The sequence below is a fragment of the Halomonas cupida genome (assembly GCF_900142755.1).
In the GTDB taxonomy this organism is placed as follows: Bacteria; Pseudomonadota; Gammaproteobacteria; order Pseudomonadales; family Halomonadaceae; genus Halomonas; species Halomonas cupida.
This window is the reverse complement of sequence record NZ_FRCA01000003.1, coordinates 435990-459495: the sequence shown is the minus strand read 5'-3', so window position 1 is coordinate 459495 and position 23506 is coordinate 435990. Positions and strand designations below refer to the sequence as shown.

General features: G+C 58.8%; 21 protein-coding genes. 19 read left to right on the top strand and 2 right to left on the bottom strand.

The window, feature by feature from the left end:
• The first annotated feature begins 542 nt into the window (after window positions 1-542).
• From BUE38_RS08440 to BUE38_RS08400, 9 genes are all read left to right on the top strand, one after another.
• Window positions 543-1013 carry a PepSY domain-containing protein gene (locus BUE38_RS08440; protein WP_073434601.1) on the top strand — a complete coding sequence of 157 codons (471 nt, stop codon included), beginning with the start codon at window positions 543-545 and terminating at the stop codon, window positions 1011-1013.
• A gap of 278 nt (window positions 1014-1291) precedes the next feature.
• The gene (locus BUE38_RS08435; protein ID WP_143166241.1) at window positions 1292-8656 is read left to right on the top strand and encodes a DUF4781 domain-containing protein; all 7365 of its coding nucleotides are present in this window, start codon (window positions 1292-1294) and stop codon (window positions 8654-8656) included.
• A gap of 533 nt (window positions 8657-9189) precedes the next feature.
• Window positions 9190-9381: a hypothetical protein gene (locus BUE38_RS08430; RefSeq protein ID WP_073434597.1), complete on the top strand. Its 192-nt coding sequence runs from the start codon at window positions 9190-9192 to the stop codon at window positions 9379-9381.
• Between the two features lie 154 nt (window positions 9382-9535).
• The gene (locus BUE38_RS08425; RefSeq protein ID WP_084541823.1) at window positions 9536-10699 is read left to right on the top strand and encodes a SctD/MshK family protein; all 1164 of its coding nucleotides are present in this window, start codon (window positions 9536-9538) and stop codon (window positions 10697-10699) included.
• Between the two features lie 57 nt (window positions 10700-10756).
• Window positions 10757-11149, top strand: a complete 393-nt coding sequence (locus tag BUE38_RS08420; RefSeq protein ID WP_073434593.1) for a hypothetical protein — start codon at window positions 10757-10759, stop codon at window positions 11147-11149.
• On the top strand, window positions 11146-11478 hold the full coding sequence (locus BUE38_RS08415) for a tetratricopeptide repeat protein (protein ID WP_200802162.1): 333 nt from the start codon (window positions 11146-11148) through the stop codon (window positions 11476-11478). Before BUE38_RS08420 ends, BUE38_RS08415 begins: the two co-directional genes overlap by 4 nt.
• Window positions 11475-13649, top strand: coding sequence for a type III secretion system export apparatus subunit SctV (gene sctV, locus BUE38_RS08410; protein ID WP_073434591.1), 2175 nt, complete (start codon window positions 11475-11477; stop codon window positions 13647-13649). The genes BUE38_RS08415 and sctV overlap by 4 nt, the downstream gene beginning before the upstream one ends.
• Window positions 13650-13754: 105 nt before the next feature.
• Window positions 13755-15026, top strand: a complete 1272-nt coding sequence (locus tag BUE38_RS08405; protein ID WP_073434589.1) for a type II and III secretion system protein family protein — start codon at window positions 13755-13757, stop codon at window positions 15024-15026.
• 9 nt (window positions 15027-15035) lie between these two features.
• Window positions 15036-15467, top strand: a complete 432-nt coding sequence (locus BUE38_RS08400) for a hypothetical protein (protein ID WP_073434587.1) — start codon at window positions 15036-15038, stop codon at window positions 15465-15467.
• Between the two features lie 8 nt (window positions 15468-15475).
• Here BUE38_RS08400 and BUE38_RS08395 read toward each other — a convergent pair whose 3' ends face one another.
• Together BUE38_RS08395 and BUE38_RS23360 are read right to left on the bottom strand one after the other, a co-directional pair.
• Window positions 15476-16357 carry a tetratricopeptide repeat protein gene (locus BUE38_RS08395; RefSeq protein WP_143166240.1) on the bottom strand — a complete coding sequence of 294 codons (882 nt, stop codon included), beginning with the start codon at window positions 16355-16357 and terminating at the stop codon, window positions 15476-15478.
• An 11-nt stretch (window positions 16358-16368) separates the two neighbouring features.
• Window positions 16369-16494 (bottom strand): hypothetical protein, encoded by a 126-nt coding sequence (locus BUE38_RS23360; RefSeq protein WP_255320731.1) that lies wholly within the window; start codon window positions 16492-16494, stop codon window positions 16369-16371.
• A 22-nt stretch (window positions 16495-16516) separates the two neighbouring features.
• Here BUE38_RS23360 and BUE38_RS08390 point away from each other — a divergent pair, with 22 nt between their 5' ends.
• The 10 genes from BUE38_RS08390 (at window position 16517) to sctR (ending at window position 23506) form a co-directional block, all read left to right on the top strand.
• The gene (locus BUE38_RS08390) at window positions 16517-17062 is read left to right on the top strand and encodes a hypothetical protein (RefSeq protein ID WP_143166239.1); all 546 of its coding nucleotides are present in this window, start codon (window positions 16517-16519) and stop codon (window positions 17060-17062) included.
• A 110-nt stretch (window positions 17063-17172) separates the two neighbouring features.
• Window positions 17173-17364 (top strand): hypothetical protein, encoded by a 192-nt coding sequence (locus tag BUE38_RS08385; protein WP_073434583.1) that lies wholly within the window; start codon window positions 17173-17175, stop codon window positions 17362-17364.
• A gap of 63 nt (window positions 17365-17427) precedes the next feature.
• Window positions 17428-17835, top strand: coding sequence for a hypothetical protein (locus BUE38_RS08380; RefSeq protein ID WP_073434581.1), 408 nt, complete (start codon window positions 17428-17430; stop codon window positions 17833-17835).
• A gap of 60 nt (window positions 17836-17895) precedes the next feature.
• Window positions 17896-18642, top strand: coding sequence for a type III secretion system inner membrane ring lipoprotein SctJ (sctJ, locus tag BUE38_RS08375; protein WP_255320732.1), 747 nt, complete (start codon window positions 17896-17898; stop codon window positions 18640-18642).
• A complete protein-coding gene (locus tag BUE38_RS22920) occupies window positions 18639-19343 on the top strand; it encodes a hypothetical protein (RefSeq protein WP_073434579.1) in 705 nt (234 codons plus the stop codon). The genes sctJ and BUE38_RS22920 overlap by 4 nt, the downstream gene beginning before the upstream one ends.
• Window positions 19336-19935 (top strand): FliH/SctL family protein, encoded by a 600-nt coding sequence (locus BUE38_RS08365; protein ID WP_073434577.1) that lies wholly within the window; start codon window positions 19336-19338, stop codon window positions 19933-19935. Before BUE38_RS22920 ends, BUE38_RS08365 begins: the two co-directional genes overlap by 8 nt.
• Entirely contained in the window at window positions 19932-21281 is a 1350-nt protein-coding gene (locus BUE38_RS08360; protein ID WP_073434574.1) for a FliI/YscN family ATPase, read from the top strand. The genes BUE38_RS08365 and BUE38_RS08360 overlap by 4 nt, the downstream gene beginning before the upstream one ends.
• Window positions 21278-21751: a hypothetical protein gene (locus tag BUE38_RS08355; protein WP_073434572.1), complete on the top strand. Its 474-nt coding sequence runs from the start codon at window positions 21278-21280 to the stop codon at window positions 21749-21751. The genes BUE38_RS08360 and BUE38_RS08355 overlap by 4 nt, the downstream gene beginning before the upstream one ends.
• On the top strand, window positions 21751-22857 hold the full coding sequence (gene sctQ, locus BUE38_RS08350; RefSeq protein ID WP_084541819.1) for a type III secretion system cytoplasmic ring protein SctQ: 1107 nt from the start codon (window positions 21751-21753) through the stop codon (window positions 22855-22857). Before BUE38_RS08355 ends, sctQ begins: the two co-directional genes overlap by 1 nt.
• Window positions 22850-23506, top strand: coding sequence for a type III secretion system export apparatus subunit SctR (gene sctR, locus BUE38_RS08345; RefSeq protein WP_073434568.1), 657 nt, complete (start codon window positions 22850-22852; stop codon window positions 23504-23506). The genes sctQ and sctR overlap by 8 nt, the downstream gene beginning before the upstream one ends.

Here is a 23506-nt window from a genome sequence, read left to right as displayed (position 1 = left end):
CCGACGTGTACGTAGAAGCATGACACCTCACCTCATGATGGAAAGTGAGGTGTCCACAAAATCGGGGGCATAGCACCAGTAAGCCGTAAGCACCGAGCTACGAGCTACGAGTAGCGAGCTGTCCAGTGCCAACCTGTCAGTTACGTGCCTTTCTTCGGGGTTCGGGGTTCGGGGTTCGGGGTTCGGGGTTCGGGGTTCGGGGTTCGGGGTTCGGGGTTCAGCTCGAGCGTAGCGTGCTCGTAGCTCGAAGCTCGTGGCTGGGTTTACCTGCTCGAGCGTAGCGTGCTCGTAGCTCGAAGCTCGCGGCTGAAGCCACTTACAGCTTAAAACTTACAGCTTATAGCTCGAGCTGCTCGTAGCTCGTAGCTCGTAGCTCGTAGCTCGTAGCTCGTAGCTCGTAGACATGAATCAACCATGAACACCCCTGTCAGCTTCATGTCAGCTACAACCTGCCAGACTGTCGTTACTCGCCAGGCAGACACAGAATTTCGAAGCTCTCTGGACATGGCGTGACTCTCAACTGAATGAAAGGAAGGCATACCATGAAAAAGACTCTGACTCTTGGCCTCGCAACCCTGACTCTGACCAGTGCCATGGCGGCCATGGCCGATGGCGGTGCCAGCCGTGCAGAAATCGACGAGATGCTGCAGAAGGCACAGGAATATGGCTTCTCCAGCTTCGACGAGTTCAGTGTCGATGACGGAGATGAATTCGAGGTCGAAGGCTGGAATGCTGATGGCTCACGCCTCGACGTCGACTTCTCCATGGCAGATGGCAGTGTACTGCGCGAGCAGCAGCGCCAGAGCGAGATTCCTGACTGGAGCCTGAGCGGTGACGATGTCACCAAGGCACTCGATGCCGCGAAGGAAGCTGGCGTAGAGCACGTCGCCGGACTGGATGTCGACCGCATGGGCAGTATCGAGATCGAAGGTTACGACACCCAGTTCCAGGAGCTTGAGCTGCGCATGAACCGGGAAAATTTCGAAGTCCTCAACGTCCAGCACGACGACTGACTCCACTCTCGGTGGCATCAACCTGCCACCTCTGTCGAGAACGAATGCCGCCTTCCGGGCGGCATTCGCGTATCGGCCTGGTACGCCCTTCCCCCTTCCGAAAAGTAAGTACCCATTAACCCCACGAACCTCGCCAGCCGACAATTCAAAACCAATATTTACATTATGTTGCATAAGTGTGACTAGATTGAGTCAAGGTCCCTCCAACCGGAGGGAGGTGATTCTATTTGGCCAATGCCGGTTGTCATCAACCTCCCTCACGCGAGGAGGAGATTGTCTTGATTAGTCTGGTTCGTAATATCCGTCAGCTGCTGCAACCCGATTCAGCGGACCTCTTCAGCTCTGTCTCCGCATTCAGCAGGGTTCAGGCCACGCCGTTTTCTTCTCCGGCACCGCTGCAGGTGGCTCCCACCTTCTATCTTCCGCCACCGCCACCGCCGCTCGACACTACACCGGTATTCCAACCTCAACCTCCATTGGAGGGCCAGGGTCTGGGAGTGTATTCACCGGAGTATCTGAATCAGACCAGTCTGCCAAGTCTGGACGAAGACCCACTTCCGACGAGCAACCCACTCCTCAATGCCGACACACCGGAAACACCGTTAGTGATTCCTGTCGATAACGGCACGGCAGACGTGAGTCTCAGCGCTGAAGAGGCCGAATCAATCGCTTCGGACATTGCTGGCGGCAAAACCATTGATCAGGTCGCTGCCGAATATGACGTCAGTCGCGAGGATGTGATTGCTCAACTGGAGACCGATGGCATGGAGGTCGAGACCGCGACCTCCGATGAAGGCCATCAAGACACCACAATCACCGACTCCGAGACAGGTGATGCCGTTGCCGAATACAGCATTACCGAGCAACAGGATGGCGTGGAAGTGGAAGAGTTCACCAATGCCGATGGTGAAACAACGACCACCGTCACTGATGAAAACGGACAGCGCACCGAACTGGAGGCCGACCAGCAGACCACCCGCGAGGGCATCAACGACATCGTTGATGGCATTGCTGATGGGCAAAGCATCGAGGAAATTGCCGAAGCCCAGGGACTGTCCCCCGAGCAGGTGATTGCCCAGGTCGAGGCCGCCGGCTACGAATACGAATCGGGGCCCGAGGGGGAAGGCCCCGCTATTACCTCGACGACGCGCATTACTGCTGAAGACGGTGGCGATGAGATCGTCAGCTACGAGGTCAATCCTTCCGGCACTACCACTTCAGTAGTGAACGACATCAATGGCAATCACATTCATCGTGTCGAAAACGAAGATGGCAGTTTTACTGAAACCGTCACCGAGCCGGATGGCCGCGAAACAGTCACCACCGAGGATGCCGATGGCAACAAGACCACCACGGTCACCTACGAGCAGAATGGCGTAACGGTAGAGGAAGTCACCGGTGATGACGGCCAGACCACAACGACAATCATCGATGAAGATAACAACCGTACGGCGCTGAACGACAGCCAGAACATCACCCGCGAAGGCATTGATGACATCGTTACCGCCGTGGCCAACGGCAAGAGCATCGAGGAGATAGCCGACGCCCAGGGACTGGATCCAGAGCAGGTGGAGGCTCAATTGCGGGCTGCCGGTTATGTTGTCGAATCCAGCAGCGGGCAGCAGACCAATGGTCTGGAGCGTTATACCACCGAGATCGTCAGCGCCGATGATCCCCAGCAGGTCATAGCAAGACACACCTCAGCAGCCGGTACGACACCAGAAACATCCCTGCACGTCGACAGCAACGGTACCGAAACCCGCACCACTGAGTACAACGATGGCCGTAGCTACGAAACCGTCACTCGTAAGGATGGACGCGAAACCACGACCGACGTGGACGCCGATGGCAACACTACCACCTCCATCACTGACAATGGCTATACGCTGACCACCCACCCCGATGGCAACCTGACCCTACAGCGGAATGAAGACGGCACTGAAATCACTATTGAGGAAGGTACTCCCGAAGCCTCACTGGCCGACACCCTGATGGAGATCAACCCCGACAGCGAGGACACCTCTGAAGCGCGAGCTGCCGAAGTCGTTCAGACCGCCATCGAAGGCATGATGGCAGGAGAACGCATTGAGGATCTGCAACCGTCCGTCGATGACAAGACGGAAGAACTGAATCAGGCGATAGAGGTTTATCAGCAAGAGTACGGGGATGGCAGCACTGGGGTAAAACCTGAAAACAACGTCACGACGGAAGACCCCTACGGTGATCCGCCGACGGAGGAACCTCCCTCAGGCGGCACCTGGGTGCCGATGAATGGCGTGTGGATGGACTCGGCTGTCGCCAGAGCCACACTGGAACTGAACGAACTGGTTTCCGAACAGCTTGAAGCCAGTTCCGAGTTCAAGGCCAGTCAGGCTCAGTTGGACGTCTACGCCCTGGACAGTGACTACGACGGTGCCCTTGACCGCGCCCAGCAGATTCTTGATGAAGCCCTGGCACCCCATGGCTTGGTATGGGTATCTCCCGAGGAGCCTTCCGGTAGCCTGGCTGATGCCGAGGAACATCTGGATGATGCCGAGGCCATGGTCGAACAGGCCCGGGGTGCCAGCACCGAATTCGCCGATGCCCAAGACCTGCTGGACAGAGCCACTTCCGCCAGTAAAAACGTGCCTGACATCACGGCTCAGGGTGTCTGCACCGCGGATGATACCCCGGACGACCTCAAACTCATGCAGGACCAGTACGAGCGTGAGCAGAGCGATCGTAATGCCGCCCTGACCAACGTCGACTCGCTGTTCTACGACATGGGGCTGCATTTCGCCAAGGGCAACAATTTCATGTCCGACTACAGCGTCGGTTTTCATGAACAGCAGCTGGCCGAAGCCGAGCCTGGCAGCAAGCAACACGATGAACTCACGGCTGCCTTAGAGGAAGCCCAGCAACAACAGGAAGACAGCAGCAATCAGGTCGATGTCGCCCGGGCCTATTCAGACTTCCATCATGCCCGGAGCGATCAGGCACAACTAACATCCGACGCCTACGACATTCGTGATGATCTGCTCGAAGCCTTCAATGAAGAGAAAGGGTTGAACGAGGAAGGCAAGGAATTTCGCACTGTCGGCGGTGACTACCTGGGCGAAGCGACCGGCGAGCAAGTCATCGAAGAGCGTGAAGATGGCCTTTGGGTCACGACCCATTTCGAGCACGGCACCACAGAAGAGCAACTCGCCCCTGAAGAGATGAGCGAGTTCTGGGAAGAAAACCGCGATCCGGAAGTCACCGCGAACTGGCTTGAACACCTGGACGAACGTCAAGGCGCGCACGAACAAGTATCGAATGCCCATGCAGATCTGACCAACGCCCTGGAACAGGACTACGGCATTCGCCAGCAAGACATGGCCGACAACATCTCCGATCTCGAAACCGAACTGGGTGAATTGTTCGACGAGCATGGCCAGGGCACCACTGAAGCCCCGGAAGATGCTTTTCCCGATGGCAGCGAACCCCGGGACATCGGTACAGATGATCTGCCGATACTGGTGACCCAAGAGGTCGAGGATACCTTTGATGATGAAGGGCTGCTGGCCGCCTTGAACGCCAGCGACCAACCGGTGGGAATCGAGATAGATGGCGAGACTCGTTGGGTGCACCCTGATATCGCCATTACCACCATTGCCCTGGCGGCGGCCAATGACGACCATAAGGCCCTCGGCAATATACGTCAGGAGCTGACGCAAGCCTCAGAGCGTTCGTCCCTGATGGCTGAGCAGCCTGCTCAGCGCATGGGCGAATCTGACATGGATTTTCATGCCCGGCAGGAATACGGCGCCTTGGAAGACGACAGAGAACAGGCCCTGGATGATCTCTATCAGCCCAGGTTCCAACAACTGGCCGACCAGGGGTATGACAACGAGTTCACGACCTACAAGAACGATGAACTGGAGCCGATGCTCGATGAAAGATTCGGACTGAACCGGAACACTGATGAACGCAGCGAAGCGCTGGACGAGGTACTGGAATCGATACATGACATCGGCGGCGACGCCCCCCAAATCAATATCGTGCCGATGTTTCATGTCGATGAAGCCAATGGTGTCAGCCAGGTCAATTTGATTGCCGTTCAGGGAGATGATGGTGAAGTCCGCTATGTCGACATGAGCGGCAAGCACTATTCCGATATCGAGGACTTCCGCGACAACAACCAGATGTTCAGCGATGACGGAAAACTGGTTGCGCCCCGTGACTTCGACATGTCCTCCGAAGATGGCAAGTTCGACCTGGAGGTCGTCGATGCGCATGCCACCTCGGCCTGGGACAGCGTCGTTGACCCGCTGGTGGGTATCGGCACCGGTATTGCTACTATCGCGTCCTTTTTCCCTCCCGCCACCCCATTCGCGGCACCACTGGCTTACGCTGGCGGCGCCTACCTGGGAGGGAGAGCTCTCCTGAACCAGATTGATCATGTCAATCATGGCGGCGACTGGAACGACCTGGAGTCGGGGCTCAACTATCTCTCCATCGCCACCACGGCCTTCCCGATCTTCTCCAGTGGTCTACGTACCGTTGGCATGGCGGGGCGCACTTTCGATGTGGCTGGCACAACTGGCGTCACCATGACCAAAGGGCAAGCCTTCATGGCCAGCATTGGCGGCGTCAAGCCAGGCTCGGATGTGGCCAAGGCAGCGCATATCTACATGAGCAGCGGGGAAACCCTGAATCGATTTGCACGAGGATTCGACTGGGCCGCCATCGCCACCGGTGTGCCACTCATGGGCTACTCGGCCTACAGCCTGTACAAGAATGGCGACCAGATGTCCGGATTGCAGTTAACCGATGCCATCGTTGGTCTGACCACAGGTTTTGCCGGTACCGGACTGGGTGCCCATGGCCTGTGGACGACGCGTCCCAGCCGCAGCCATGGTGCTGATACAAACACCAGCAACTCCGGCATTGATCCCACCCCCCTGGAAGGCACGTCATCCGGCGAAAACACGCCAACGCCTCATAGCAACACACCACACCAAACGACATCTCCTCCCGATGGGATGGCGCAGCTCTATCGCCTCGGTGATCTGGATGCCCTCAACCAGGCCTCACAGGATGGCAGCCTACCCCCGGGACTGTTCGTGCATATCGTTCGTTCTTCCAACCCAGGCCTCGAGAACGGAAGCCAAGTCATCGGTGAAGGCACTGTACCCAAGAGCGGTCGCATCAACGATGACGGGCGTATCGTATGGCCATCGACTCGGCCGGAAGACAGCGTGCGTCTTTCTCTGGACTCAGGCAACAATGGGCGACAGCAGCTACACATCGCCAATACCTCTGGTGATGCCACGCCGCGTTCTCTCAATGTCGGCGCTGATACCCATTTCATCGTGCTCAGTACAGATCGAGTGAGCGATTTCCGGGCACAGGTACAGGGTAACGGCCTGCCCTTTGCTCTTCATGATAATGGGCAGTGGACATTAGCCACCAACCAGACAACGACTCCGTCCCACGCCGGTGAAGCTAGCCAGCCAACATCAACGGTGCACCCGGCTCATGAAGAAACCTCAGCGCCAGCAAGCAATGAAGAAACCTCTGTGTCTGAGGGTACGCAAACCATCTCAGAGCCGAACTCAAGCATCGCCAATGGAGAAATTTCACTACGCCAGGATGGCCAGGGAACGGTGGTTCACCTACAAGGGGTAACAATTGACGGGGCTGTTATTGGTCAATCCAATCGCAAGGTCACTTCCTCGCCCTACGATCGCAATGGCAATACCGGGGCGATTCCTGACACGGTGCTGATGCCTCGTAGCGTACTGGAGCAGGCATTGTCTCCCGAAGCTGCCACCCAACTACCGGAAGGCGAACAGATCCGCGTGTCGTTGGCTGCGGACCCAGAAGCACCTGCGCAAACAGTGGCTCCCAAGCCCGCAGACAGCACACCCTCAGACACCCGTCGTCGGATAGCAAGACTCCTTGCTGCATTGGGAGTGGGCGGTTCTCTGTATGGGGTCAACAGCGCTCACGCCTGGACAGGCAATGTCTTCAATCGTGCGATGTCTCCTGAGTCTCCCGCGCTTATCTTCAACGGCTCAGGGTTCATCGCCCGCGGTGTACTCAATGCCCTGAAAGCACGCTCTGATGGTAAGCACCAGGCCAACGGCAAGTTGATGGAAAGCGGTGAATTGAGCGCAGAACTGCTCAACTGGGAGGCGAGCCGCATCATTGCCTCACGTAGACCGCTGAACCTGAGCAACGAACACATTGGACAAATATCCGGGTTGATCGAGGGGTTATGGGGACGCTATCAACTAATCGACAGCCTACCGGTCACTCAGGCAAGCGAACAACGTGGCTGGACAGCTGATGCCAGGAACACCGCGATCAAGCAGGAGGTCAACAACTACTACGAGCAGCTCGCCGACATAACGGGCAAAACGGTTGATGACATCAAGGGCGTCAACCCTCTGGACCCACAGACTCTGAAAGGGATCATCTTCAATAGCTCGATCTTGACGACACACCTGATCAACGACGTCGTATCCTGGCAATACCTGCAACATCAAGCGAACAATGGAGAACTGTTCAGCCTCGCTCCTCTTGATCTAGTGGGCAATCTTGGGCTGGCGGGTTTTCTTGCTGCCAATGTTGCTCTTGCCGGTAGTGCCGCCGTCAAGGTGGGAACAGGCCTGGCTCGAGTCGATCTCAATTCGCTACGAATGACGGAAAAGCTGACCAAGACCAGCACTTTCCTCGGCTCCTACCTCTACGGCATCATGACGCCGCCTTGGGCAGCCCTCACGCTGAACAGCGCTGCAACAGCCTTCTCCGAGGGTAATTGGCTGGCAGGCAGCATCAATATGGCCGCGGTACCGTTCCAGGTCGGCCTGTCCTACTACGGCATCAAGGGCTTGCGCGACGACGCTATTTCCATGGTGCAGGCATGGAAGAACGGTGCTGATCCCAGCAAGAAAAACTGGCCAATGCGCAGCATCTTCGCTGCTACCACAATCCCCATGGCAGCCTTGACAGGAACTGCTGCCGGCATGCAGTTAGCCGAAGGAAACCTTTTCGCCGCCAGTGTGCTTGGTGGAGGCACCGCCTTACAGGCTTACTTCATATCACTGGGCGCACGCCTCAACTGGCATGACGTTAACGCACGTCATAACCCCTTGTTCCTGCCGATGAGCGAACAAGCCAGGCAAGTCGACGCCAACCGTCTCTGGCAAGGTGTTGGATGGACACTGGCAGCCGGCATGCTTCTACCAGGCGTGCTGGACTTGAGAGAATGGCTGAATGAAAAGGAGATGTTGCCAGAATGGGAGTGGTTGATCGCCGATCTCGACAACGACCCTGTCGCCACAGAAAGTGGCGCTCAACCGCCTGACAACCAACCAGCAGCCCTACCAGATGGGCAAGAGGGCGAAGACTATCACCTTCTCGACCTGATGCCTTTGCCTCAGAATCGTCCGCTGGAATATATCGCAGACCAGGGCCATCGCATCAACCCAGATCTCGAGAATCATCAGGATTATTACAGTGTCGAAGTTCAGGATGGCCAGACACTGGGCAGTATCATTCTCGGTCATGGCCATCATGATGTGGCGAGCGTCGTAGCCAGGAATATGGAGCACATTACCGACCCCACATCACTGCGTGCCGGAGACCGTATTTATCTCCCCAGAAAATCGGCTTGACTGCTGTCGTGAAGCGTCAACGGCAGCACGCCACTTCTCCAGAACACTCGTAAATTCTACCCCCGGGCTCACTGCTGAAAATCAGGCATGGGCCCGGGGCTTATTCCCCCCCCCCTCCACGCCATCTCCCACGCTACATTTTCTTTTCAATGTGGAAGCGTGATGCAAGGCTATCCTGCCAATAACCGGGCAAAGGATACGATGTGATTTATCGTACATTTGTCCTTGCAAATCGATGACAAGTGTCTCCAAAAAGCATCAAGTAAAATGCACCAGAAAATTGCCATGAGACAATCATTTTCTTTTATATCAATCATTTAACATATTGATTAAAAATCTCTCAAAAACTTACCCAAATCCATCTAGCGGCATTTGTATTTCCTTCTACCTTGAACGTGTGCAGCAGCAAGCACCTTTGGTTTTCGAGAAACGCAGTAACTTCCAACCTGATGCCGCTCGGCGATATCAAGGATCGTCCTTAGTGGCTCAGGTTTCTATCGTTCAGCAAGTCCATTCAACAGGGGATAGCAGCAATGACGATGTTTTTCTTGAAGCACAAGCTGAATCAGGTTGAAGGCGCCGGCGGTTCAGGCGGTGGTATCGACGTCAACCAGTTGAAGCAGGTCTTCGAAGAGGCCGCTCAGAAGTCCATGGAAGTGAGCAAGGCCAAGACCGAAGGTAATACTGAAGTCGATACCGCTCGCTCATCACGTCCCAACAACTGATTGCCTGAACGTCAGGTGGGTAGCCGGATTCTGTCTCGGTCGACAGCCCAGTTCGGCAGCCTTCCTGATCCTCACTTCGGGCTCCGTTTCCCCTTACCGGCTGTCGTCAAGTTCGACGGCAGCCGGTGAGGGGTACGTTGGTTAGGTGTATGCCATGGCTTCTACATTCTTGACATCAATACATTCGTTGTTTGCGCCAGTGACGGATCTGTATTCGACACTGGAAGTCACGGAAGGGCTCCATCGAGGCGTCACCATTCCGGTCGAGCAGTCAATCTGTCGCCTTGGGGCATCCTCTGATGTGGATGTCATGCTCAGTGATCCCGGCATCGCCGATGAGCATGTCACCCTGCGTTTCCATGCACGTATGGTGGCCATCGAGGCAAACGGTGGAGATGTACGCGTCGGCAGCAAGGTGCTGACCCAGGGCACGGGCTGGCGGACTACGCTGCCGGTGACCTTCGAGATTGGTGGCGCACGACTGCAACTGGCACAGCCGGAGGTCTCACTTCCTCCAATCATTCGCCATGCCCGGGAACGTCTACAGCCGCTCCGTGAACGACTGGGTCAACAGCTCCCGGTTGTCGCACAGAAAACAGGCAGCATGCTGCAGCGAGCTACAGCGCCTTTGCAGCGACCACTGGCTGCCACTCGCCATGCGATCCGTCGTGGCCTTTCCAGAATACCGTTACCCAATGCCTGGCGGGAACGTATTCAGCGACTGTCTCTCCGCCGCCAACAAAAACCACTGGGCCTGAAGCGAGGCTCCGTGATGACCAGCCTGGGAATCGTCACCCTCGGCATCATCGGGCTCTACCAACTCGGCAACAGTGACAAGGCCGGTGCCAGCATTACAGCCAGCGCCCTTCACTCCACGGCCATCCTGCATCCTCAGGCAGCCGAGGCGGCCCTGATGCTGGCCGAATTGAGCGCCTCCCCCTCCGAGGCGCTACGGGCCCAATTGCGCCAGGCAGGGCTCGAAGGCCTGCAGGTGGAGGATGCAGGTAATCACCTTGTGGTATCCGGAAATTTTGGCGCTCAGCAGCACAGCGATTGGCAAACCGTGCAGCGTTGGTTCGACCAGCGCTATGGCAGCCACCAGGTACTGATCAGTAATGCCACTCCCAGCGTAGAACCGAACCGGCCGGCGTTCCGTTTTCAGGCCGTATGGCTGGGCGACAACCCTTATGTCATCAACGCCACCGGCGAACGTCTGTATCCCGGAGCGGCCCTGTCGGAAGGCTGGGTACTGGCGGAGATTGCCGCCGATGGACTGACCCTGCGCCGCGGCGCTGACGAGATGTCCCTGACCCTATAGCCCTGGTGCCAGGCCTGTTGATGGCGCCAGATCCAGCGACGCGACAAGAGCTCTGCCATGAAAGTCACTGCTGATCGCAATGTTGATGGTTACCGTCCTCTGGACTCAACGCGAACGCTGACCGAGAACAGAGAGATCGATGCGACCGGTGCCGTGGATGCCGACCGCAAGGCGTCCTTCGCGCCACCGCCGCTGTTCAATGACTCGGCACGGGAAAGCGAACTTTCGTTGAGTGCCCAACTCACCCAGGCGACGTCACCTGTGGTGGATGACCCGGAACTCCATGCCGGCGAACGAGGCATCGCACTACTGCAACATGTGGTTGATAACGTGCTGCCCCAACTGGACACCGGAGGCGACATTGCGGAACTCGCGACGCAGCTGATCAATGAGGAGATAGGAATGCGCATCGAATGGGAGGCACGGCGTGTCGAGGAGAGCGAAACGTGAGCGATGATGATCGCCAGGCGGCAACGCTCCTGCATGTCATGGGCCATCTCTACGTGAAGGGTGGCGAGCGCAAGCGCGGCTTGATCCTACTGCTGCTGGCAGCCCATATGCAGCCGACGGATTCCGGCATTCTGCATACTCTGGTCCAGGCATTCATTGCCACCGGAGACACCGAGCGTGCTCTCGATGCCATTGTCCGACTCGAGTACCTGCAGGGACCCACGCCAACTCAGGCACTGCTGCAGAGCCGAGCGCTGTTGGCCGCCGGACGCACCGACGATGCTCGTGCGTCCTTCCGCCACTATCTGCAGCGGCGGGAGGAGGGATGAGCGGAATGCTGAGCAGACTCAATGCGATTGCACTGCGTGCAGCACAGCGCAGTGACGTGGTAATCGCCCTGTTCATCGTGCTGGCGGTGGTGATGATGATCATTCCGCTGCCCACGGCCCTGGTCGACACCCTGATCGGCATCAATATCGGGTTCAGCCTGCTGATCCTGATCGTCGCCTTCTACATTTCCCACCCGGTGGACTATTCGTCGCTACCGCCAATCATTCTCCTCGCCACCCTGTTTCGACTGGCACTGTCGATCACCACCACACGCCTGATTCTGCTGGAAGGTGATGCCGGCCAGATCGTCTCGGCCTTCGGCAACTTCGTGATCGCCGGCGAAGTGGTCATCGGCCTGGTGGTGTTCATGATCATTACCGTGGCGCAGTTCCTGGTCATCACCAAGGGCGCCGAACGAGTGGCCGAGGTCGCCGCGCGCTTCATCCTCGATGGTATGCCGGGCAAGCAGATGAGCATCGACAACGATGTTCGCAACGGTGATATCGATCAGGCCGAGGCTCGCGTCAAGCGCCAGCGCCTTGAACGCGAGAGCCAGCTCTACGGTGCCATGGATGGCGCCATGAAATTCGTCAAGGGCGACGCCATTGCCGGCCTGGTCATTCTCTGCGTCAACCTCATCGGCGGCCTGTTGATCGGCATGCTCAAACGAGGCATGTCATTTGGTGACGCCATCAACACCTACTCCCTGCTCACCGTGGGCGACGGCCTCATTGCCCAGATACCCGCACTGTTGATTGCCGTGGCAGCAGGTACTGTCGTGACCCGAGTGAACTCGGACCAGGCCAGTGACCTGGGCAGTGAAATCGTCTCGCAGCTGGGCAGTAATTCTCGTGCTCTGGGCCTGACAGCCACCATCCTGTTCTTCGCCGCCTTCATTCCCGGATTCGCCACCACGGTGTTCCTGGTGCTGGCCGCAGGGCTTGGTTTTGCCGCCTGGTGGGTGCGCAAGCGCCAACGGTCCTCTGAGGAAGCCTCGCCAGCGACTCCGGCTGCCGCCCAATCATCCACCACTACCGCTGCTCCTGAGCCTTCGGCCCCCTCCGAGGCAGGCTCCCTGCCATCCGAGACCGTCCACCAACGCCTGGTGCTGGCGTTGGGTCCGGCACTGGCCGAGACCCTGTCACTGGAATCCCTGCGTGGCCTCGTTGACGCCACACGTCAGCGTGTCGGCGAGGAACTGGGCATCCAGATTCCAGATGTAGGGGTCCGCGTCAACCAGGCGGAGCACCAACGCAACCTGGCCATTGAACTCGATGAGGTTCCCGTGCTGGAAGGCGAGATTCCCGTCAACCATGCACGGCTCGACGACGACCCAATGCATCTGGAATTGATCGAGGTGGAAGCGACGGAAGGCCCTCCTCTGACCGGGCGCCATGCGGAACACTGGGTAGCTGAACAGGATCTGGAACGCCTTGATGAGGCCGGTATCGGCTATCGGAAGGCTCCCCAGGTCCTGTGCGACTGCCTCGAAAAGGTCCTGCTTCGCTATGCCGGAGAGTTCATGGGAATTCAGGAAACACGAGCACTGCTGTCACGTATGGAGCAACAGTACTCGGAATTGGTGGGCGAAGCCGTGCGCATCGTGTCACTGCAGAAGATGGCCGATGTGCTTCGGCGTCTGGTGGATGAAGGAGTCCCTCTGCGCGCCCTGCGCACCATCCTCGAAGCCATGGTCAACTGGGGCGCTCAGGAGCAGAGCGTCGTGCGGCTGGGGGAACGTATTCGTGCCGCACTGTCCCGCCAGATATGCCATCGCTATGCGCGTTCCGACAGAGTTCTGCCGGCCTGGGTCGTCAGCCGTCAAGTGGAAGACAGCATCCGTACAGCGCTGCGCGATGGCGAGGGCAACTCGGGCAAGAATCCCGGCCTGCCAGTGACATTGTCACGTTCCCTGAATGGCTGGTTCCAGCAGCATCTGGAGAACCTCGATGCCGATATCACTCCCGTGGTCATCGTGTCCGGCGATATCAGGCCGGTCCTCCAGCAATGGGTCAATCGCCATCACCTGGACCTACCGGTCATGTCCTGGCAGGAAGTGGCCAGCGAATTCAATCTGCAGGCACTGGCTCAGGTCAAGCCCGGGGCGGAACCCGCTCGTAACACCGGCGCAGCCACCACTTCCGCCAGGCAACAGCAGGCTCATCCATAACAACAACCTCTTGCATGGAGCAAAGCAGTGACGCAAGCAACTTTCATGAAGCCCCCAACCATCATGAAGCCCCCGACAGCATGTATAGCGCTGTTGAGCAGCGCCATGAACCGTCTACTGACACCATTGATGCTGTTGCTGGCCATGGTGGGTCAGGCCCATGCCCAGTCCTCGGCGCTTGAACTGGAAACCGGGCAGGGTCGCGTTCTGCGCTTCGGCAATGATGTGGCCTCGGTGCTCGTCGCCAATCCCGACATTGCCGATGTGCAAGTGGTTTCCCCGGGCGTGATCTATGTCTTCGGCAAACAGCATGGCGATACCAATCTGATCGCCCTGGCCAACGATGAAAGCACTCAGGCATCCATGCGACTGCACGTCAGTGATGGGGATCAGGGCGCCAATCGTGCGCTGCAGAACGCCGACGCCGGCAGCCCCATCCAACTACGCATGGCCGGTAATCAACTGGTCGCGGAGGGCCAGAACCAAAGCATCGAGGGCGCCATCGCCACGCAATCCACTCTTGACCAGCATGCTCCTGCAGAGGGAGCAACGCTGAACAATGCCACCTACTCCGACGCGACCCAGATCAATCTACGGGTGCGTTTTGCCGAGGTGGCACGTGAAGAGCTGCTGCAGTACGGCGTCAGCTGGAGTGCTTTGATCAACAACGGCTCCTTCTCGCTGGGCATCTTCCCCGGATCCATGGCCAACGCCTCGTTCGGCACCATTGCCGACGGTATCGACGGTGTCGACGGTCTCCTCCAGGCCCTACAGGAAAACGGGCTGCTGCAGATTCTTGCCGAGCCCAATATCACCGCGGTCACCGGCGAGACCGCCAGCTTTCTGGCCGGAGGAGAGATTCCAATACCCGTACCAGCCGGCAATGACCTGGTGGGCATTCAGTACAAGCAATTCGGTGTATCACTGATGTTCACCCCGGTACTGCTGCCCAACGGTCGCATCTCGCTGGAGGTTCGCCCCGAGGTCAGCACCCTGACCGAGAATGGCGTCGAGATAGGAGGCACCAGCGTGCCGGGGCTGCAGGTACGGCGAGCCGACACGGTTGTCGAGGTGGGAAGCGGCCAGACCTTTGCCATCGCCGGCCTGTTTCAGCGCGAGGCTTCCAACAACGTCGAACAGATCCCGGTCCTCGGCGACCTGCCGATCCTCGGCAATCTGTTTCGCTCGCGTTCATTCCAGCGTAACGAAACCGAGCTCGTCATCCTGATTACCCCCTACATCGTGGCACCAGCGCCAGGACGTTCGCTGCGCACCCCGCTCGATCAGGGACATGTCAGCAATGGCGCCATGCGCGTCGATGGTCAGGCGGCACCCGAAGTGGTGCGTAACGATCCCTTCGGATTCTACCTGCAGTAAGGAGCACTGATGACGGCCACGAACTGTTCACCCCGTGCCCTGTGGATTCTGGTGCCCTGGCTGGTTGTGCTGGGAGGATGCAATTCGGCGCTGGGACCCATGACCTGGCAGAGCGGCTATCGCGCCACTGCCGTTCCTGCATCGGATAGCCGCTCCGATCAACTACAGGCGATAACGCCCTACACCTGTGACCTGTTCAGCGAGCAGAAAGGCATCGTGACACTGCCATCGGGCTGTGCCAACGAAATCAATCTGCAGTACATGGTCGAGCGCCCGCAGGATCTGCTCTACGGACGCGAGATGGGGCCTGCTCAGGCACAGCCGATCGCCAATGCCGCACGTGAGCGCCTCACCGATCGTGAGCAGAGCAGAGCGCGCTCGGACCGGCTTCGCGAGGAAGCTCGCGGCATCGGCAGTTATGCCACGACAGGAGACATGTGACGCATGCGCTACTTGTTCATTGCCAACCCGATGGCTCGTGCCTGCTGTGCGGGAATCCCGATGTCACGGATCTCCTGTGCGTGCCCGATCAAGGATTGCCGGAGATCGGCAGGCATATCCGGAATCTCGATGGTTTCCGCCAGCGATTCCTGGCCTGACATGACAAGCACCAGAATCAGGCTGCGAAAGTGGCGCTCTTCGGCCAGGGGCGAAGCTGCAACATCGCGCATCAAGGGCACAGCCTTGTTGCCCTGCCCGGCCAGGGCCTCTACCACCGCTAGATTGGTTCTGGTATCGGGGTCATTGGGTGAAAGTTCGGCGGCACGACTGAAGGCGGTGACCGCCTCGGACTCCTTGCCCATCAATGCCTGGGCGGCTCCCAGACGGCTCCAGGCGGCGACAGTATCAATCTCGGGTGCCGCCTGCCGGAGACTCCGTTCGGCACGCTCCACCTGGCCAAGACGAAGCTGTGCAGTCCCCATGCCCAATAGGGCTTCCTCGTTGTCGATATCGGCTTCCAGGGCAGCCCGATATGAGCGCAAGGCACCCTCGAAGTCACCGGCGGCGAGACGGGCATCCGCCAGCCGAACCTGGATATCGACGCCTTCGCTACCCGGCACCTCGCCTGCTCGCTCATACATGCTGGCCGCCGTGGCGTAGTCACCATGAGCCGCGATGTCATCAGCCAGCGCCAGCAGTCGGGATTGCTCAGCACGTTGAGAGGACGCACAGGCGGCCAGCAGCATACAGGACATGATGATGGGTAGACGTATGACGTATTGCATCGACATCAGGAACTCCCGGCCATGGTTCATGGCGTTCTGCTTCGTCAGAGGGATGGTTGCCGGGCAGAAGTTGAACCCGGCATTCCGGGGTATTGAGTCACTCAATCATGCCTCCGTCAACCAGAACCGAACAATAAAACACTCTTTTCATATAGCGCCATTACAGCCATGAAAGCATCAGCAATCGTCAGGTCACCACGGCTTTTCTCCGCCAGGAAAGCCCATAGCTCCATCATCCTCATGCCAACACTCATTGGCTTGATAATGATGATGCTTCCTATCACAACCATGGCGACAGAAGAGCGCGTAGACAGCAGCAATGACTGGATGCAGCGTGAGTACCACTACATTATTGTCGAGCAGGATGTGCGCGATGTTCTGAGTGAATTTGGACGAAACCTTTCACTCCCCACCGAGGTTTCACGCGACGTAAGGGGAGAAGTCAGGGGTGATATCCAGGCAGGAAGTGCGCGTGACTTCCTGGAGCAGGTGTGCGCTGCCAATGATCTGGCATGGTATTTCGACGGTGGCGTACTGCACGTCACCACTCGGCAGGAATTGACCCAGCGAACATTTGATCTTTCTCGAGTCGATACGGATTTATTGATGACCAATCTCGAGTCCGCTGGCGCCGGCGATCCCATTCAGACCAGGTTAGTGGATGGCGGCAATGCCCTGCAAGCCTGGGGCATGGAAGCCTGGATCGACAGCGTGTCTCGTCACGTCGAACACTTGCGCCGCCCTGCCCCGGGTGGCCGTGGCGAAGTCCAGGTATTCCGGGGCAGTGTGGCACGTAGCAGCGTTGAGTAATGAAAACTCATGAGCAACGGAAATTCGCGAGAGTTGAAGATCCGCGAGTGTTGGAAATACGAGAATAGCAGCAACCCATGAATAGCGGTAAACCCAGAGGAGAGCGAGAGATGGCAGCACCAGAAGTCACCAACGCACCAGGGGCAGACCCGTCAGCCCCCATCAACAACCAGCAACAGCAAGACTTTGAGCAAGCCGCTGAAAATGCTCGAGCCATGCAGATCGTGGGGCAGGCAGTCGGTTCGCTGGCCGTTTCCCAACTCATGGATTATGCCGGAGATATGCTCAAGGATGAGGGCTGACAAGCGCCCTTTTCCGAGCGGGGCAGTTCGCTGCCCCTTACGGCTCATCACTCAGGAGTATTGATGATGATACCAGCGACAGAAGTCAGTACAGGGGCCATCCCCGCCGCACCCAATGGCGGAGGGATGGAGCGTATTCCGTCACAGAACCTGTTCGAACACATTGCCAGCCAGTCAGGCACCACCGCCCAGGCTACGACACCGGCCGAGCTGGGGGCTGACATCTTGAGTGCACTGGAAAACCCCATCGATCAGGCCCAGAGTTTCTCGGCCCAGTTGCGTGACAATCAGGGAGCGGTCACCAGCGACGCTGTCAATCAGGGCAACGCCTCGGAGCTGGGAGACATGCAGTTCGATCGCATGCTCGATTCACTCTCGGTCATGTTCGACCATGCAACGCTGATGAAGCTGATGTCGTCCTGTGCGTCCCAGACTTCCGGCGCGGCACGAACGCTATTGCGGGGGCAGTGAACCTTGGCCTTGATTCCTGTCCTGCTCAGTCCTCCAACGAGGACATTGAAGCTGCTGTTGGTGGTGGTCATGGCCCTGCTTCTGCAGGCCTGTGACACCGAGCTGTACACCGACCTCAGTGAGCGCGAGGCCAATATCATGGTCGCCAGCCTCGCCCGCCATGGCATCGCTGCCAACCGCGTGGTCAAGGAAGGTGGCCTGATGAGTGTGACGGTCGACGAGGACTATTTCGCCGAGGCAGTCGGCATCCTCGATCAACTGGGGCTACCGGAGCAGAAGTTCTCCAACCTCGGAACCGTCTTCGAGAGCAATAGTCTGGTGTCATCGCCGGTGCAGGAGCGCGCCCAGATGATCCACGCGCTCAGCGAGGAGCTCTCTCACACCGTATCGCAGATTGACGGGGTGCTCTCAGCTCGCGTGCACGTCGTACTGCCCGACAACGACTTGCTCGATCGCAACAGTACGCCCTCATCCGCCTCGGTATTCATCCGCTACTCACCAACACTTGATGTCAACCCACTGATTCCCAAGATCAAGACACTGGTGGCCAATGGCATCGCCGGTCTGGCGTATGACAGCGTTTCCGTGGTGCCGGTGGTCGCGGAACCACTGCGCGTGGCCGATGGCAGTTCCCCAGTGACGCTGAGCTCATTCCTCGGTATTTCCATGCCGGCATCCAGTGTCACCCGTGCTGTCTGGATCTTCGGCCTGCTGCTGGTTCTCGTGCTGGGACTGGGGGGGGCGCTGGGATGGTTGCTCTGGCACCAGCGGCGCCGCGGCCCCTATGAGCTGGAGACACCACCATGAACGCCGAGGTCGATACCCGTCCCGGGTTCCACTGGCAGGACTTCATTGCCTCACCAGCACGTTGTGTGTCGCTGCACTGGGTTGCCGACAGCCTGGAGGATACCGCCGACGAAGCCAGTCTGGCGGTAATCGCTCGACACCCGCGTTTTCAGCAGCGGCTGACGGAACGTCTGGTGATGCGCCACCACCTGACAGCGCCCAGCGCCTTGCCTGTCCCGGCCGAGGAGGACCTCGTTATCTTCCAGTTGGCACCGGATGGCGGCGGCGACCTGGCACGCTTTTGCGGAATGATCTGCCACGCCATTACCTTTGTTCGCGAAATCCGTGCTCCACGGGTCGTCGCCCTCAAACAGCGCTTCGGCACCACCGCCTTTCTCACCGCCCTGGCCAACCGTGCCCTGGCGCTTCCATCCTCACCCTACGTCGACGCGGATGCCCTCGACGACGGCTTCGCCGACACCGTGCATCAGGACGGCCTGGTCTGCATTGCCTGTTGGCTGGCCCACCAGCCAGATGAACTTCGAGCATGGCTGCGCCTGGGCATTGCCGCGGATCCGCGACTCGACGAACTGGAGCTACCGCATCAGGAAGCGGAGCAGAGGGTCGCCATCGTGCGTCGCGCAGCCGCAGCTCTCGCCACTGAATACCGTAGGGTTGCCGCGCAAGGCTCAGGGGAAGCCGAGAGGTCGCATAATGAATGAGCTACCGGCGCGTCCGACAAAGGTTATTCTCAAGGCGCAGGAGGCTGAAGCCTGGATCAATGGTTACGCCATGCTCGAGCGCGTAAAGCAGCGCGCCAGCGAAGCCGATCAGGAGGCTCGACAGGTCAGAGCCAGAGCCTATGCCGAAGGCTTCGAGGAAGGACGTCGTGCCGGAGAGACTCAGGCTGCCGAACTACTGGCAAGTACCACTCGCCAGGTCGATGGTTATCTAGCGGGGCTGGAGCCTTCCATGGCCGAGCTGTGCCTGAAGATGGTTCGGCGCATCCTCGGCCAGTTCGACGACACCGACCTGATCGTCAGATGTGTGCAGCAGGCACTCAGCGAGTATCGCCATGACATGACCGTCACCATTCGGGTCGCACTGCAACGCGTTGAGGAGGTCGAAGCGCGTCTCGGCTCGGCCGGCCACAACATGTACGACCATCCATCGTATCGTGTCGAAGGTGATGCTCAGCTCGGTCCCGGACAATGCCTGCTGGTCAGCCCGGTAGCGATCGTCGATGTAGGGCTGGAAGCCCAGCTCAATGCTCTGCACGAGGCGCTGAAGCCATCCCCGGGAGACACTGAATGAGCTCCGACTCCCGTCTACCCGACATTGACCTCGATTCGCTGCTGCCACGCCTCGATCAGCGTGCCAATCGCGCCGAACTTCGACCGGTCAGGGGGCGCGTGCGGCGTATTCTCGGCCAACTGGTTCATGCCAGTGTCGATGGTACTGGTATCGGAGAGCTGTGTTACCTGCGCGATCCGCTCAGCGGACGCCGCGTGGCCGCCGAGGTCATTGGTTTCGAGGATGAGGATGCCATCCTCTCACCGATTGGAGACCTGCGGGGCATGTCGACACGTGCCGAAGTCATCGCCACCGGAGCGCCACAACAGGTCGCCGTGGGCGAAGCGCTGCTCGGCCGAGTCATCGACCCTATGGGGGCCTTTATCGACAACCGGCCTCCACCGGCGAAAGACACACTGATCACTTATCCGGTACATGCCGATCCACCGGAACCACTGGCTCGCCAGTTGATTCAGCATCCGCTGAGTCTCGGCATTCGCGCCATCGATGGCCTGCTTACCGTGGCACGTGGTCAGCGTCTTGGCATCTTCGGCGAACCCGGTGTCGGCAAATCATCTCTGCTGTCCGCCATTGTGCGCAATAGCGAGGCTGATGTGATCGTTCTTGGACTGGTCGGAGAACGTGGACGCGAAGTGCGTGAGTTGTTGGATGTGCAACTGAGCACGCAGGCCCGTCGACGCACCGTCTGTGTGGTGGCCACCTCGGATCGACCGGCCATCGAGCGCACACGTTCAGCAATGGTCGCAACCAGCATCGCCGAATTCTTTCGTGACCAGGGGCGAGATGTGCTGCTGCTGGTCGACAGCATCACCCGCTTCGCCCGTGCACAACGAGAGATTGGCCTGGCCGCCGGCGAGCCTCCGACACGCCGAGGGTTTCCTCCGTCGCTGTTCGCCGCCCTGCCACGTCTACTCGAGCGAGCCGGCCCCGGCGCGACCGGCAGCATCACCGCACTGTATACCGTGCTCACCGAAGGCGATGGAACCCTGGACCCGGTCAGTGAAGAAACGCGCGCCATTCTTGATGGCCACATCATGCTCAGTGCCGATATGGCGCGTCGCAACCACTTCCCCGCCATCGATGTACTGGCCAGCCGCAGCCGCTTGATGGAAACCGTCACTGCTGCCGAACATCGCAGGTTTGCTGCCCGCATGCGCGACCTGCTGGCACGTCACCAGGATGTCGAGTTGCTGCTGCAGGTAGGCGAGTACCGGGAGGGCCAGGATGCACGCACCGATGAGGCGATACAGAAACAGGCTGCGATTGAAACCTTCCTGCGTCAGACCAATGAGGAAACCAGCAGCATGTCAGACACCTTGAAACTCATGGATGAGATCCTGTCATGAATGATCAGCAACAACTCGAGAAGCTGATGGCCCTGCGCCAGCAACGCGTGCAACAAGCCGAGCGTGCGCTGCTGGAGCAGCAGAGGAATTGTCGGCACAGCGCCGAACAACTCTACATGCTGGAGCAACGACTCAGCGACCACCTCCACGCCGTCGACGAACATGAGCAGCACTGGTTCGATGCCGCAGGCGGCAGCCTGACGGGACCGGAACTCGAGGATATTCGCCAGGCCATTGATGACCATCAGCGCGAAACCGCTAGCCTGGATCATCAGCAACGGGAACAGGGGCAGCAACACCAGGCTCATCAGGAAGAACGGGAACAGCGCGCCACGGAGTGGGCTGGCAAGGTGCGTGCGCACCGCGCCCTCGAAGAGCTTTCCCGACGTCATGACAGGAAGCGACAGAGCCGCCAGGAGCTGTACGCCGAACTCGAGCTCGAGGATGCCACACCACGAGGAGGGCATTGATGGTCGCAGACAGGTTGCCCGACACCACAACAACGCCCCGGGACCCTGGTATGGAGCGTCTTGATATGCCGCACCTGGCGATTATCTCGCCACAGACCGTCCCCATTCTCAACAGCATCAGTCGGCCACGTGCACCTGTCCTTTCGCGACTCGGAGATCGCCCTCTCACCATTCAGGTGCACAGCCCCGATCATCGGCAGCCGGAAGCCCTGACGCTGGGTCTGGTATTGGGCGAGGCCCCAGCGCTGTTGCGCCTGGATGACGTCGCGCTGCAGATGCTTTCCGTCCCACTGGCGCTGAAGCGCTCACTCAAGCACTGCTCCGTCGACATCAGCGCACTCTGGCTGGAATACGCTCTGTTGGAGTGGTTCGAACCACTGGAACAGATGCTGGACGTGTCGATCCACTTGAGCGGTACACCTGCCCACCCGGCCGATTTTCCGCTGGCCCTGCCGCTCAGTCTGGATAACGGCGAACAGCGTGGTCACCTGTCACTATCGCTATCCTCGGCAGCAGCCGAAGTTCTGTCTCCCGGGCTGGAGCAACACTGCCCCGTGGCTCCACGCCCCTGCTCGAATGTGACGTGGCCGGTGCAGTGGATCGGCGGATACCAGCACCTGACCCTCGCTGAATTGTGCAGCCTCCAACCAGGCGATGTGGTCATGGTCAACCGGCCCGACCAGGGGTCGGCAGTGCTGGTGGGAAACGATCTGCTGGCAGCCACGACAGAGCACCAGAACAACCGCAAACCTGGTCTGCAACTAGGTTCTCGGCTCCATCCCCCAACGCGAGGAGATTTTCACATGGCCAAACCAGCCAATGGCGGTCCCGAAGATCACAGCACGGAGGCACCCTCCCGAACAACCGATTCGGACAATGTGCGGCTGGATCAGCTTCCCGTGCACCTGGTATGCGAGTTCGGACGACTGGAGCTGTCGCTGAAGGAACTGCGGGAACTCAACCAGGGCAGTGTGCTGCCCCTGTCGCGTCCCCCTGAGGAGGCTGTCGATCTGGTCATCAATGGCCGGGTCATGGGCAAGGGGCGACTGGTCGAGATCGGTGATGGTCTGGGGGTACAGATCGAAAGGCTGGCCACTGATGAGTGAGTTTGAACCCAACCTGATTGGAATCATCATTGTTGTTGCATCACTTGGCCTGCTTCCTCTGGCCGTGGTGACCATGACCTCTTTTCTCAAGATTTCGGTCGTGCTGTTCCTGATCCGCAATGCCCTTGGTGTCCAGCAGACGCCTCCCAATCTGGTGCTGTATGGCATTGCGCTGGTCTTGACCGTATATATCACCACCCCGCTGGTGGGCGAGATGGTCTATCAGCTGGAAAGCCACAACACCGAACTCAACACCATGGCAGATATTCAGGCTACGGGGGAGGTACTGCGTGAACCGCTCAAGGAGTACCTTGCCACCTACGCCAACGAGCGCGAGCGAGCCTTCTTCCTGGATGCCACTCAGGATATCTGGTCGCAGGAAGCTCGCGATAACGTGCAGGACGATGATCTGGTCACGCTGATTCCCGCCTTCGTCACCTCGGAGCTGGCACGTGCATTCGAGATCGGCTTCCTGATCTACATCCCCTTTCTTGTCATCGACTTGATCGTCGCCAACGTACTGATGGCCATGGGCATGGTGATGGTAGCCCCGCCCTTGATCTCGGTGCCGTTGAAGATATTCCTGTTCGTCGCCGTCGATGGCTGGTCACGGCTGATGCATGGCCTGATTCTCAGTTACGGGGGTTAG

What these genes read in the sequence shown, in the direction of transcription:
- BUE38_RS08440 (WP_073434601.1), top strand. Translation starts at nt 543, where the DNA reads ATGAAAAAGACTCTGACTCTTGGCCTCGCAACCCTGACTCTGACCAGT.
- BUE38_RS08430 (WP_073434597.1), top strand. Translation starts at nt 9,190, where the DNA reads ATGACGATGTTTTTCTTGAAGCACAAGCTGAATCAGGTTGAAGGCGCC.
- BUE38_RS08425 (WP_084541823.1), top strand. Translation starts at nt 9,536, where the DNA reads ATGGCTTCTACATTCTTGACATCAATACATTCGTTGTTTGCGCCAGTG.
- BUE38_RS08420 (WP_073434593.1), top strand. Translation starts at nt 10,757, where the DNA reads ATGAAAGTCACTGCTGATCGCAATGTTGATGGTTACCGTCCTCTGGAC.
- sctV (WP_073434591.1), top strand. Translation starts at nt 11,475, where the DNA reads ATGAGCGGAATGCTGAGCAGACTCAATGCGATTGCACTGCGTGCAGCA.
- BUE38_RS08405 (WP_073434589.1), top strand. Translation starts at nt 13,755, where the DNA reads ATGAACCGTCTACTGACACCATTGATGCTGTTGCTGGCCATGGTGGGT.
- BUE38_RS08400 (WP_073434587.1), top strand. Translation starts at nt 15,036, where the DNA reads ATGACGGCCACGAACTGTTCACCCCGTGCCCTGTGGATTCTGGTGCCC.
- BUE38_RS23360 (WP_255320731.1), bottom strand. Translation starts at nt 16,494, where the DNA reads ATGAGGATGATGGAGCTATGGGCTTTCCTGGCGGAGAAAAGCCGTGGT.
- BUE38_RS08390 (WP_143166239.1), top strand. Translation starts at nt 16,517, where the DNA reads ATGATGATGCTTCCTATCACAACCATGGCGACAGAAGAGCGCGTAGAC.
- BUE38_RS08385 (WP_073434583.1), top strand. Translation starts at nt 17,173, where the DNA reads ATGGCAGCACCAGAAGTCACCAACGCACCAGGGGCAGACCCGTCAGCC.
- BUE38_RS08380 (WP_073434581.1), top strand. Translation starts at nt 17,428, where the DNA reads ATGATGATACCAGCGACAGAAGTCAGTACAGGGGCCATCCCCGCCGCA.
- BUE38_RS22920 (WP_073434579.1), top strand. Translation starts at nt 18,639, where the DNA reads ATGAACGCCGAGGTCGATACCCGTCCCGGGTTCCACTGGCAGGACTTC.
- BUE38_RS08365 (WP_073434577.1), top strand. Translation starts at nt 19,336, where the DNA reads ATGAATGAGCTACCGGCGCGTCCGACAAAGGTTATTCTCAAGGCGCAG.
- BUE38_RS08360 (WP_073434574.1), top strand. Translation starts at nt 19,932, where the DNA reads ATGAGCTCCGACTCCCGTCTACCCGACATTGACCTCGATTCGCTGCTG.
- BUE38_RS08355 (WP_073434572.1), top strand. Translation starts at nt 21,278, where the DNA reads ATGAATGATCAGCAACAACTCGAGAAGCTGATGGCCCTGCGCCAGCAA.
- sctQ (WP_084541819.1), top strand. Translation starts at nt 21,751, where the DNA reads ATGGTCGCAGACAGGTTGCCCGACACCACAACAACGCCCCGGGACCCT.
- sctR (WP_073434568.1), top strand. Translation starts at nt 22,850, where the DNA reads ATGAGTGAGTTTGAACCCAACCTGATTGGAATCATCATTGTTGTTGCA.